Origin of the sequence: Domibacillus enclensis (assembly GCF_900156125.1) — a bacterium.
GTDB classification, from domain to species: domain Bacteria; phylum Bacillota; class Bacilli; order Bacillales; family Domibacillaceae; genus Domibacillus; species Domibacillus enclensis.
The window spans coordinates 27,592-40,904 of sequence record NZ_FTLX01000006.1; the positions used below are offsets into that span (position 1 = coordinate 27,592).

A 13,313-nucleotide genomic window follows, 5' to 3' on the forward strand; every position below is an offset into this window, starting at 1 on the left:
GATCTTCTCTTATTCGCCGATACATTAATCATGAGAGAATTTAATTGAGTAAGAGGTGAAGACAATGAAATCCATTCGAACGAAACTGCTTATCCCTCTTCTGCTTTTGCTGCTTGTGGCTTTTGCCATTATGATCGGCACAATTGCCTGGAAAACGACGGATCTCGTTGAGAAAAGTGTGATTGTGCAAAGTGAAGGGACCGTAGAAGGGCTGACTGGAACCGTACGGCTATTTTTAGACCAATACGAAAACAGTATCAATATGCTGTCTGAGAATACAGACATTCTTGCATATGGACAACAAAAATTAGAGACACCAGGCACAGCCAATACACAGCTATCCGGCGTCATGGCGGAGTATTTAGAATCGTACGGCGATACACTCAGTGTCTACATGGGGACGCCAGACGGCACTATGAACAACTTCCCGAATCCTGAGATGCCGGATGGATACGATCCGCGTGAAAGAGGCTGGTACCAGGATTCCGAAAAACCCGAAAATGCTGAAACGGCTGTATGGAGTGAGCCTTACGTCGATGCATCCACGGGAGATTACGTCGTGACCGTTTCAAAAGCCGTTTACAACGGCCAAAATCAGCTGCTGGGTGTGATTGGAGCGGATATTAATCTGGCTACCATGGCCGAAAGAGTACAAAGTACAGACCCGGGCTACGATGGGTATAATATTGCTTTTTCCAAGTCGGGACTTGGCATTGTACACCCTGAGCTTCAAGGCGAGCACATGACGCAGATACCAGCAGTGGCGGCGATCGTTGAGCAAAATGAAGCAAGCGGGACGAGCCATTACGAGCTGGACGGAGAAGATCGGGTAATGGTGTTCAACACTGTTCCTGGTGTGGACTGGAAGGTTGGTTCCGTTTATATTAAATCCAATTTGCTCGGGCTTTCCAAAGCGGTAACCGAAGTGCTGATCTGGACTGCTGTCGTCATTATCGTACTGGCCAGCGCAGTCATTATTTATATGGTGACGCGCTTAATACGGCCGATTAAACAGATTGAGCAGTCTGCCTCGAAGGTGGCTGAAGGCGATTTAACGGTTCTCGTTCCGGTTGAAACAAAGGACGAAGCCGGTCAGCTCGCTGTATCGTTTAATCGGATGACGGAGAGAATGAATGAAATATTAAAGAAAATCAATCATTCTGTGGAAGAAGTAAGAGGATCAGCAGAGAACTTAAGTGCTGTGTCAGAGGAAACAAACGCGTCAAGCGAACAAATGACGCTGGCGATAGATGAGATTGCAGCGGGTGTATCGAGATCGGCAGAAGAATCAGCGGAAGCACTTGAACGGTCAAATGGCATTGGCCGTCAGATTGATACGATCAGCAGCCAGTCTGATGAAATCGCCGCCGCTGCAAAGGAAGCGCGTGAAGCGAATAAAACAGGCACGGTTCAAATTCAGGAACTGAGCCAATCCAGTGAAGAAACGAAAAGCTATATTGCAAGCATGCAGCAGGTGCTCGGCGAACTGGAAGTAAATATGGCGTCGATTGAAACCGTTATTCAAGCGATCACGAATATATCCGCCCAGACGAATTTATTGGCGCTGAATGCATCCATTGAAGCAGCGAGAGCGGGAGAGCACGGGCGCGGGTTTGCGGTTGTGGCAGAAGAAGTTCGGAAGCTTGCCGAGCAGTCAAGCGCAGCGGCAGAGGAAGTGCAGAAAACCATTGCCCGTGTGCAGTCCAGTTCAAAACTGGCAGTTGAGCAAATGGGGAAAACGCGCCAGAACTTTGATGAACAATCTGCTGCCGTTCAAGAAACGAGCCAGGTATTTCACCAGCTGTCGGCACTTGTTGGCACGATGGAGAATTCCATTGAAGCCATCAATGTTGAAATAAAAGAAGTAGGGTCTACAAAAGACGCCCTGATTCATACAATGACCGGCATCGCAGCGGCCAGTGAGCAGTCGGCCGCTGCGGGCGAAGAAGTCAGCGCCTCGGCGGAAGAGCAGCTTAATGCAGTGAAAACTGTAACAGAGGCGTCTGAGCAGTTGATGGAGCTGAGCATTGAATTGAAAAAAGTCGTCAACGAGTTTAAATTGAACGCTTAAAAGGTCAGGCAAAAAAGCACAGGATCAGCACTGTGCTTTTTTGTTTGGACAGCAGTTGTATTTTGTAAGTAAAAAAAGCAGAAAACTGGTTCGATTTGCTGCGTAGAATTAGTAAAATAGACACAAGCGTATTTTTTATAGAAAAGATGGTGGGAAATTGAATAGAACGAAATCAATCAAAACAAAGCTGCTTCTTCCGATTGTTGCAGCGCTCATTTTAGCGTTTGCGTTTATGATCGGGTTTATCAGCTGGCAAACGGAAAACAGCGTCGAAAAAAGTGTCATTGCACAAAGCGAGGGAACGGTTGAAAGCATGGCCGGTACAGTGAAATCCTTTTTAGATCAATATGAAAAAAGCATTGATCTGCTTGTATTTAACGAGGCTGTACAGACGTATGGAACCGCTGAACTGAGCGGGGACGAAGCGAACCGTGCGCCCGTGGAGCAATTGCTGACCGATTATTTAAATACGTACAAGGAAGTAACGAACATTTACTTCGGTGTGGAGGATGGGGCTACGCTAATCGTGCCGGTCATTGACCTGCCTGCAGACTTCGATCCTCGTGAGCGGGAATGGTATGCGCAGGCGAAGGATAAAAAAACCGCTATTTGGAGCGAGCCTTATGAGGATACGGCTACAGGTGCTTCCGTTGTGACCGTCTCAAGAGCCGTTTACGATGAAAACGACCGGTTTTTGGGCGTGATTGGCGCCGATATTGATTTAACGGTGTTGACGGAACGGGTTACAGCGACCGATCCCGGCTATGAAGGTTATCCGATTGTGTTTTCGACTGCAGGAATCGGCATTGTGCATCCGACCTTGCAGGGAGAGGATTTAACGGAGGTGCCGGTGATCAAGGAGATCATCGACGGCTCTTCGCCATCTGGAACAAAGTACTATGAGCTCGACGGAGAAAATCGCATTCTTGTGTTCAACAACGTGCCGGGCTTGAACTGGACAGCGGGCGCTGTGTACAACAAAGCGAACCTGCTCGGGCTGTCGCAGTCTGTCAGCCAGTCTCTGCTGATTACCGGCATTGTTCTGCTTCTGCTGATCAGCGCGGCAATGCTTGGTGTCGTCTCGAAGATTATTAAGCCGCTTGGCCAACTGGAGCGCTCTGCTTCACGGGTGTCTGAAGGGGATTTAACCGTGCAGGTTCCAGTGACGACAAACGACGAAGTGGGCCAGGTAGCCGCTGCTTTTAACAAAATGACGGACAATATGCGCAGCGTTTTACAAAAGGTGAATCATTCTGTCCAGGAGGTAAAGGCTTCAGCAGAGAATTTAAGTGCCGTATCTGAAGAAACGAATGCGTCGAGTGAACAAATGACGCAGGCGATCACGGAGATTACACTGGGGGTTTCGCGTTCGGCAGAAGAAACGGCAGGTGCGATGGAACGGTCACACAGCCTCGGCAGCCAAATGGACGTGATTACAGAACAAGCAGCTGAGATGGAAATGGCTGCGCTCAAAGCAAAGCAGGCGAACGATGAAGGGACTGCCCAAATTAATGAGCTGAGCGAGTCAAGCGATGAAACAAAGGCCTACATTGCCGGCATGCAAACCGTCATTGAAGAGCTGGCGTCCAAGATGACATCCATCGAAGTCGTCATTGGAGCGATTACGGACATTTCCGCTCAAACGAACCTTCTTGCACTGAATGCATCCATCGAAGCAGCACGTGCAGGTGAACATGGCCGCGGCTTTGCGGTCGTCGCAGAGGAAGTGCGAAAGCTTGCTGAGCAGTCGCGCCAGGCGGCCGATGAAGTCAGAAAAACGATTACAGCGATTCAATCCGATTCGACAATCGCTGTAGATCAGATGAGCAAAACACGGCAAAACTTCGACGACCAGATGACATCGGTTGAAGAAACGAGCCGCGTTTTTCATCAGCTGTCTTCCGTTGTAGACACGATGGAAGCCTCTATTCTGACGATAAACCGCGAGATAAAAGAAGCCGGTGCCGCGAAAGAAGACGTTATTCACACGATGACCGGCATCGCAGCCGCAAGCCAGCAGTCCGCAGCTGCAAGCGAGGAGGTCAGTGCATCAGCAGAAGAACAGCTGAAAGCCATCAAGACCGTCACCGACTCCTCCGAGCAGCTGATGGAGCTGAGTGTTGAGCTGAAAGAAGTCGTCGACCAGTTTAAATTGAAATAAAGCCACAGAAGAGCTGCTCAAAAACGAGCAGCTCTTTTTTAATAAAATCTTTACATTCTATTAATAATAGTATGGGTCTATGAAACTATAATGGAAGGCGGAGATAGGGAGAAAGGTGTAGAGCGATGAAATCAATTCGAATGAAGTTTATGCTGCCAATCGCCATTGTGCTGATTTGTGCATTTGTGTTTATCATTCTTTTTTCTGGATTTAAAACCGAACAGCGTATTGAGAAAGATACAGCAGGGCAGACAGAAGGGTTCGTAAAGGAATTAAATAACTCAGCCGTCGCTTTTCTGCAAAAATATGAAGAAAGCATTCAGCTTTTATCCGAGTCCGCTCAAGTAATAAACTACGCAAATGCCGCTGCAGTGGATGTACCTGACGGCGGTGCGGATCGTCAGCTGCAAGCTGTTTTTAACCGGTACACGGATATATACAAGGACGCATTGAGCGTATATTACGTTTCAGCAGGAGGCACGTTTAAAATGGCTCCGGCTACAGCTTTGCCAGAAGGCTTTAATCCTGTCGAGGCCCCTTCTTACCAGGAAGCAGCAGAAAGTGAAGAGCCTGTATGGAGTGAACCGTATGAAAGTGAAACCGGCGATTATGTGATTACCGTGTCAAAAGCGATCAAGAGCGGATCGGACGTGCTGGGCGTCCTCGGCGCCGATATTAACTTAACGAGCATGACCAATCGGATGAATGCATTGAATATCGGCTATGACGGGTATCCGATTGTCCTTTCCAACGAAGGAAAAGCGATTATTCATCCGACGCAAAAAGGAAAGGATATTTCGAAGGACGCCGTGCTGAGCGCTGTTCTTTCAGGAGAAAAAAGCGGACTAATTGAAACGGATACGGTACTGACTGTCTACGATACAGCTGCGCAGACCGGCTGGAAAATCGGTGCTGTTTATGAAAAGCAAAACCTGTTCGGCGTATCTGATGACTTGAAAAAAATTCTCGCCATTACTGCTTTATCGGTGCTGTTCATTGTGATGGCCGTTGTTTTTGTTTTAACCTCCACGATTACAAAACCGATTCAAAAGCTGAAAGCATCCGTCAAGCAGGTAGCAGACGGCAACCTGCAGACACACGTGCACGTCTCGGGAAAAGATGAAGTGGCGGTGCTTGGGCGTAATTTTAATGACATGATTGTGAAAATGCGCAGCATTGTGGAAGTAACCGAAGATGCGGCTAAAAATGTCCGTGAATCCATTCATCATTTAAATACAGCCGTTTTGGAAATCAATGAATCAGGAACGATGGCTGTTGCCTCCCTTGATGAGCTGACAGAAGGAACGGAGCGTTCGGCAGACAGCTCAAGAGTAGCGGCCGAACGATCGAAAGAGCTGGGCTTTTTGATCAGCTCGATGTCAGACGAAGCGGATTCTATGGCAACGCTTGCCCGCGAGGCTTCGACAGCAGCAGATAAAGGAACTACCCATGTGTCGGCGGTAGCTGAATCGATGAGCGCATCGGCTGGCCGGATGCAGGCCGCGATGAAAGCGATCCGAGATCTTGCTGAGGACATTGGGCGCATTGAAAGCATTGTCCACGTCATTGAAGATATTTCGGCTCAGACGAATTTGCTGGCGCTGAACGCCTCCATCGAAGCGGCGCGTGCCGGCGACCATGGCAAAGGCTTTGCTGTCGTTGCACAGGAAGTAAGAAAGCTTGCCGAGCAGTCTAATAAAGCAGCAGGAGAAATCCATAAAAAAATAGCGGCGATTCAAGTCGGTTCAAATCATGCGATTGAAACGGTCAGTGAGGCGGGAACGCATATTAGCGCTCAGACAGAAGCGGTGCGGGAAACTGAAAACGTTTTTGCCAACCAAGAAGAGGTCATGATCAAAATGGATCAGGCAATCGCCCAGATGGTAGGCAGCATTCACACGGCCAATAAAGAAAAAGATGCTGTTGTTCAAACAGCGGATTCGATCGCAGAGGAAGCGAGATTGTCGGCTGCTTCCTGTGAAGAAGTGCAGGACCGGACAAGAACACAGCTTTCTTCTATTGAAGGAGTTGCTGCAGCATCAGAACAGCTGGCGTCATTAAATGAAGAACTGATTCAGGCGATCCGTCAATTTCATATATAAGCAGAAAAAAAGTCCGATCTTGTGTTCGGGCTTTTTTTGTTTTAAAGTTGAATGAGGGACTAAAGGAATGTAGAATAGGAAAGAGAATGCCGTCATATGCGGCAAATGAACGGAGTGTTGGAGTGAGAAAGACAAACGTGATAACGGAAGGGGCAATGATGCTGGCGATTTTCACGGTGCTGCTCATGATTTCTGTGTATGTACCGATTGTTTCCATAGCCGGTGCCTTGTTTTTGCTGCTTCCTTTTTTAGTGTATAGTTCCAAATATCCAGCCGGTCCTTCGATTGGACTGCTTGCTGCTGCTCTTCTAATTTCCTTTATTGCCGGCGGGCTGGTAGCGGTTCCGTTGGCTTTAATGTATGGAACAACAGGTCTTGTCATGGGTGCATTTATTCGAAAACAGTCAGACAGCTGGATTGTTTACATGGCGGGAAGTCTCGTATTCCTTGTAAACATTGTGCTGGATTATATTATTGGTGTCACACTGCTCGACATTTCCTTTTTAGATGTGTTCGCAGAAGCATTTAAGCAGTCAATGGCCGACACGAGTGAGATGCTCGGACAGGAAGCGCCCTATACCGAAAGTGAAGTTAATGCGGTGATCCAGTATATTGGCGCGCTGCTGCCGGCGATTTTCGTGCTGACCGCGTTTGTGGCGATGCTCCTCATCACGGCTGTGAATTATCCAGTGATCAAGCGTCTCGGTGTGAAGGTCAAGCCGTTTACACCTGTGCGAAATGTCCGGCTTCCCCGTGCGATTTTATGGTATTACCTTATTTTTATGGTCGGTGCGCTGATCGTTCAGCCGGAAGCCGGCACCGCCTGGTATGATATGTATGTAAACGTTATGTTCATTTTGCAGGCCTGCTTATACATACAGGGCATCACGTTTATTTTCTTTTTGGCTCACAGCAAAAAGTGGCCGAAAGCAATACCGGTGATCATAACGGTTTTATCGATTCCTATTTTTCCGCTTCTTTATCTTATTCGATTATTAGGTATAATTGACTTAGGATTTGATTTAAGGCAGCGGATGCAAAAAAAGCCATAAGGTGCTTGAAAATCAGCTCTATTGTCTAGTTCAAAATGGAGCTTTAACATGAGGAGCTGAAATGGATGCTTTCGTATTATAATAGGCGAATGATTCAAATACCGCTTATCGTCGTCGCACTTGTGCTGGCTGCTGCTTCAGTCTGGTTATTTACGTATAACCGGCTGGCTGGCTTTATGCTTGCCGGGCTGACGGTTTTTCTCCTCCTCTTTTTATACTTGGCAGAAAAAAAATTGCATGAAGATGTACAAAAGTATGTGACAACGTTATCCTACCGGCTTCAAAAAGTAGGAGAGGAAACACTTCAGGAACTGCCAGTCGGGATTTTGCTTTATAATAAAGAATACGTTGTGGAGTGGGCCAATGCCTATTTAACGTCTTATTTTGAGGAAGAAACGTTAGTGGGAGAGTCTCTTTACGAGGTGGCTGAGCCGCTGATTCCGGCGATGAAAAGTGACAAAAGTGCGACCGTTGAGTTGAACGGCCGATCCTTTCACGTCATATCCAAGCCGGATGAAAAACTGCTTTATTTTTTTGATGTAACCGATAAAGAACAAACAGCTCGTTTGTTTAAAGAAGAAAAAACAGCGCTGAGCATCATTTTCCTTGATAATTATGATGATTTAACGCAGGGCATGGATGACCAGACGCGAAGCAGCTTAAACAGCCTCGTTACGTCAACGCTTAACGGCTGGGCAAAGGAACAAGGCATGTTTTTAAAGCGTGTGTCGTCTGAACGGTTTTTTGCGGTAATGAACGAGCGGGTTTTGCGAAAGCTGGAGGAAAATAAATTCTCCATTCTGGATGAAGTTCGGGAGCAGACCGCCAAGCACCATGCTCCTCTTACATTAAGCATGGGCATCGGTCAGGGGGATGTGCCATTGCCGGAGCTTGGCGATCTTGCCCAGTCAAGTCTTGATCTCGCGCTGGGACGCGGGGGCGATCAGGTCGCAATCAAGCAGGGCGATGGAAAAGTGAAGTTTTACGGCGGCAAAACAAATCCGACAGAAAAGCGTACACGCGTGCGCGCACGCGTGATTTCTCACGCGCTTCGTGATATTGTTGCGGATAGCGATAAGGTCATTGTGATGGGACACAAGTACCCGGATATGGATGCGGTTGGCGCTGCGATGGGCATTCGCTACGTCGCTGAATTAAACGGGCGTGAAGGATATATTGTGATCGACTTTTCGCAAATTGATACAGCCGTCAAGCGTCTGTTCGCAGAAGTCAAAGAGCAAAACCCGGAATTGTATTCAAGAATTATCACCCCGGAGGAAGCGCTGGAAATTGTGACCAGCCGTACGCTTCTTGTGGTCGTTGATACACATAAACCGTCGCTGGTCATTGAAGACAGGCTGCTGTCAAAAGCGGAGCGTGTCGTTGTGATCGACCATCACCGCCGGGGAGAAGAATTTATTAAACAGCCGCTGCTCGTTTACATGGAGCCGTATGCTTCTTCAACTGCGGAGCTTGTCACAGAACTGTTGGAATATCAGCCGAAAAAGAAAAAAATATCCATGCTGGAATCAACGGCTTTGCTGGCTGGCATCATCGTGGACACAAAAAGCTTTTCTTTGCGGACAGGCTCGCGGACGTTCGATGCGGCTGCTTACTTGCGGACGCACGGGGCAGACACGGTGTTAGTTCAAAAGTTTTTAAAAGAAGATATTGGCACGTACATTCAGCGCGGCCAGCTGATCGAAACCGTTTATTTTTACAAGGACGGTCTCGCGATTGCTAAAGGGGACGATGATTATATTTATGATTCGGTTCTCATCGCGCAGGCAGCGGATACGATTTTAACGATGAATGGCGTACAGGCGTCGTTCGTGATTGCCCGCCGCTCAGAGGACGCGGTTGGCATCAGTGCCCGCTCTCTTGGCGACGTAAACGTACAGCTTATTATGGAACAAATGAATGGCGGCGGTCATTTAACGAACGCGGCGACTCAATTGCGGGAAGCAACTGTTGAAGACGCTGAAATAGAGTTATGCCGGGTCATTGATGATATGATTGAAGGAGGAACAGAGGAATGAAAGTCATTTTTTTAAAAGATGTAAAAGGCAAAGGCAAAAAAGGCGATGTGAAAAATGTGGCGGATGGTTACGCCCATAACTTCCTCATCAAAAACGGATATGCAGTGGAAGCAACGTCAGGCAATCAAAATGCCTTAGATGCGCAAAAGAAAAAACAAGAAGCGCTTGCCGCAGAAGAAGTGGAAGAAGCAAAGAAATTAAAAGAAACCGTTGAAGCGCTGACGATTGAATTGCAGGCAAAAACGGGTGAAGGCGGACGGCTTTTCGGTTCCGTTACAGCTAAACAGGTTGCAGATGAGTTGAAAAAGACACATAATATTAAATTAGATAAACGTAAAATGGATTTGCCGGACGGCATTCGCGGTCTTGGCTATACGAATGTTCCAGTCAAGCTTCATAACGAAGTAGCCGCTACATTGAAAGTACATGTAACAGAAGAAAAATAAGCAAACAATGTGATCGGATTTTTCTGATCACATTTTTTTCGCGAGGAGGGTAAAGATGAGCGATGTATTAACGGATCGTGTGCCGCCGCAAAATATTGAAGCAGAGCAGGCTGTGCTGGGAGCGATTTTTCTTGAACCGTCCGCGTTAACAGTCGCTTCTGAAATATTGATTCCGGAAGATTTTTACCGGAATGCCCACCAGCAGATTTATTTAACGATGCTGAAGCTTGGCGATCACGGAAAAGCGGTTGATGTCGTGACGGTGACGGAAGACCTCGCCGCTCAAAAAATGATTGAAGACGTCGGCGGGATTTCCTATTTAAGCGAATTGGCTGCAGCTGTCCCAACCGCAGCCAATATTGAGTATTACGCCCGCATCGTAGAAGAAAAATCACTGTTGCGCCGCTTGATCCGAACCGCTACGACCATTGCAACAGACGGCTACGAACGGGAGGATGAAGTAGAAGGACTCCTCAGCGAAGCGGAAAAAAGCATCATGGAAGTAGCGCAGCGGAAAAACGCCGGTGCGTTTCATAATATTAAAGATGTGCTTGTGCGCACGTATGACAATATTGAGCTTCTTCACAACCGTAAAGGAGATGTCACCGGCATTCCGACTGGGTTTGCGGAACTAGACCGGATGACAGCAGGATTTCAGCGCAACGACTTAATCATTGTCGCCGCCCGCCCGTCTGTTGGTAAAACCGCCTTTGCCCTGAACATCGCGCAAAACGTCGCAACCAATACAGAGGAGCAGGTGGCCATCTTCAGTCTGGAGATGGGGGCCGAGCAGCTGGTTATGCGGATGCTGTGTGCGGAAGGCAATATTGATGCGCAGCGTCTTCGGACAGGATCTTTAACAGATGAGGATTGGCGAAAGCTGACGATGGCGATGGGCAGCTTGTCTAATTCCGGCATTTACATTGACGACACACCTGGTGTGCGTATTGGCGAGATCCGGTCGAAATGCCGCCGTTTAAAGCAGGAGCAGGGTCTCGGCATGATTTTAATTGATTATTTGCAGCTGATTCAGGGGAATGGCCGCTCCGGCGAAAACCGCCAGCAGGAGGTATCGGAAATTTCCCGTTCCTTAAAATCATTGGCTCGTGAGCTTGAAGTGCCGGTGATTGCTTTGTCGCAGCTTTCCCGTGGCGTTGAGCAGCGGCAGGACAAACGGCCGATGATGTCCGATATTCGGGAATCCGGGTCAATCGAGCAGGATGCCGATATCGTCGCGTTTTTGTACCGTGATGATTATTATGACAAGGAATCCGAAAACAAAAACATGATTGAAATCATTATCGCCAAACAGCGGAATGGTCCGACCGGCACCGTAGAGCTGGCGTTTGTGAAAGAATACAATAAATTTGTGAACGTCGAGCGGCGCATGGACGACATGGGCGCACCGCCGGGAGCATAATGTGACCGCCTTTTCTGGGCGGTCTTTTCTGATCATTTATGTAAATGCGAATAAATCGGTGCAATAAATCTATAAATGTTCGCCTTTTCTGTTTGACGTACAGTGTTTTTTACTGGTAAAATAAACGTGTTTGACAAAACGTTTTTCATGAACCTTCGGAGGTGCAAAAAATGTCATCAGTAGTCGTAGTAGGAACGCAGTGGGGCGATGAAGGAAAAGGGAAAGTAACCGATTTTCTTTCTGAAAACGCGGAAGTTGTCGCTCGTTACCAGGGCGGGAACAATGCAGGGCATACAATTAAATTCAATGGTGTTACATACAAGCTTCACTTAATTCCATCCGGTATTTTTTATTCGGATAAAATTTGTGTAATCGGAAACGGCATGGTTGTTGATCCGAAAGCACTTGTTAAAGAGCTTGAGTACTTGCATGGACACGGTGTCTCAACAGACAATCTTCGGATTTCCAACCGTGCACACGTGATTTTGCCGTACCACTTGAAGATTGACGAAGTGGAAGAAGAACGCAAAGGCGCCAACAAAATCGGCACAACGAAAAAAGGAATCGGTCCTGCTTACATGGACAAAGCAGCCCGCATGGGAATCCGCATGGCGGATCTTTTGGACCGTGAAACGTTTGAAGAAAAGCTAACGCATAACATTGCAGAGAAAAACCGTCTGCTTGAGCGTTTTTATGAAACAGAAGGCTTTAAAGTAGAAGATATCCTGGACGAATATTACGAGTACGGCCAGCAAATTAAAGACCTTGTTTGCGACACATCTGTTGTCTTGAACGACGCGCTGGATGAAGGCCGCCGTGTGCTGTTTGAAGGCGCTCAAGGCGTTATGCTTGATATCGATCAAGGAACCTATCCGTTTGTTACATCGTCCAACCCAGTAGCGGGCGGCGTCACGATCGGCTCCGGCGTTGGACCGTCTAAAATCTCTCATGTGGTTGGTGTGTCGAAAGCGTACACAACGCGTGTCGGTGATGGCCCATTCCCGACCGAGCTAAACAACGAAATTGGTGATCGGATCCGTGAAGTCGGCCGTGAATATGGAACAACAACAGGCCGTCCGCGCCGTGTCGGCTGGTTTGACAGTGTTGTTGTCCGTCACGCACGCCGTGTAAGCGGGCTGACAGATCTTTCATTGAACTCTATTGACGTCCTGACAGGTATCGAAACGCTGAAAATCTGTACAGCTTACCGTTACAAAGGTGAACTGATCACAGAATATCCAGCCAACCTGCGCACGCTTGCTGAATGTGAGCCTGTGTATGAAGAGCTTCCAGGCTGGACAGAAGACGTGACAGGAGTCAAAGACTTAAGTGAGCTGCCTGAAAATGCACGTCATTACATTGAGCGCGTATCACAGCTGACAGGTATTCCATTGTCTGTGTTCTCCGTAGGGCCAGACCGCAATCAAACAAACGTTGTCCGCAGCGTTTGGAGCTAATTAGTTAAAAAGGAGCTGCTTCTCTCAGAGGCAGCTCTTTTCACGCTGATCAAAAAAGAATATGTAAACGGAAACCAGGTGACCATTTCTCTCTTTCAAAGCGAATGTGCTTGCGCGAACACGGTTCGGGCGGCTTCTGCAGGACTTCGCGTTCGGAGGGGCGGGCGGTGAGCTAACTTTTGTCGCTGCGCTCCAAAAGTGGATCTCACCTGACCCGCTTGATCCCTCCCGAGTCTTCGTCCTGCGCCAGCCGCCCTGGTGGGGAGGAAAAGCAGATCATAAAACCAAAAATGGTCATACGTTTTGATTGGAAACAAAGCGACAGGGACCCTCTGTTTTTCACCATGTAGGAAAAATAGGCTTCATTCTTGATGGCACACGCTTTTTCAAGAACACCTGCATTCCCTTGACACTTTTGGTTTCCAACATTGTGAAAGAGCTGCTTCTCTCAGAGGAAGTTCTTTTCATCGTCTGGGTGCAAGAACAGTTGCTATGGAAGAAAGTCATTTTCATTTTTTATTATGATTTAAAAAGCGAATGTTCACGAATAAGGGAGAAAAATGTA

At 47.7% G+C, this 13,313-nt stretch carries 8 protein-coding genes; all 8 read left to right on the forward strand.

Going from position 1 to position 13,313, the window contains the following annotated elements:
* Window positions 1–64 precede the first annotated feature (64 nt).
* Window positions 65–2,071 carry a methyl-accepting chemotaxis protein gene (locus tag BW952_RS12715; protein ID WP_076496312.1) on the forward strand — a complete coding sequence of 669 codons (2,007 nt, stop codon included), beginning with the start codon at window positions 65–67 and terminating at the stop codon, window positions 2,069–2,071.
* 157 nt (window positions 2,072–2,228) lie between these two features.
* The gene (locus tag BW952_RS12720) at window positions 2,229–4,232 is read left to right on the forward strand and encodes a methyl-accepting chemotaxis protein (protein ID WP_076496314.1); all 2,004 of its coding nucleotides are present in this window, start codon (window positions 2,229–2,231) and stop codon (window positions 4,230–4,232) included.
* 125 nt (window positions 4,233–4,357) lie between these two features.
* Window positions 4,358–6,334, forward strand: a complete 1,977-nt coding sequence (locus BW952_RS12725; protein ID WP_045852237.1) for a methyl-accepting chemotaxis protein — start codon at window positions 4,358–4,360, stop codon at window positions 6,332–6,334.
* A gap of 122 nt (window positions 6,335–6,456) precedes the next feature.
* Entirely contained in the window at window positions 6,457–7,386 is a 930-nt protein-coding gene (locus BW952_RS12730; protein WP_045852240.1) for a YybS family protein, read from the forward strand.
* A 65-nt stretch (window positions 7,387–7,451) separates the two neighbouring features.
* Window positions 7,452–9,425: a DHH family phosphoesterase gene (locus tag BW952_RS12735; RefSeq protein WP_076496315.1), complete on the forward strand. Its 1,974-nt coding sequence runs from the start codon at window positions 7,452–7,454 to the stop codon at window positions 9,423–9,425.
* Window positions 9,422–9,871: a 50S ribosomal protein L9 gene (gene rplI, locus BW952_RS12740; protein ID WP_045851717.1), complete on the forward strand. Its 450-nt coding sequence runs from the start codon at window positions 9,422–9,424 to the stop codon at window positions 9,869–9,871. The genes BW952_RS12735 and rplI overlap by 4 nt, the downstream gene beginning before the upstream one ends.
* Before the next feature lie 55 nt (window positions 9,872–9,926).
* Entirely contained in the window at window positions 9,927–11,291 is a 1,365-nt protein-coding gene (gene dnaB / locus BW952_RS12745; RefSeq protein ID WP_045851716.1) for a replicative DNA helicase, read from the forward strand.
* A 170-nt stretch (window positions 11,292–11,461) separates the two neighbouring features.
* Complete coding sequence (locus BW952_RS12750) at window positions 11,462–12,748, forward strand: adenylosuccinate synthase (protein ID WP_045851715.1); 1,287 nt, start codon at window positions 11,462–11,464, stop codon at window positions 12,746–12,748.
* Window positions 12,749–13,313 lie beyond the last annotated feature (565 nt).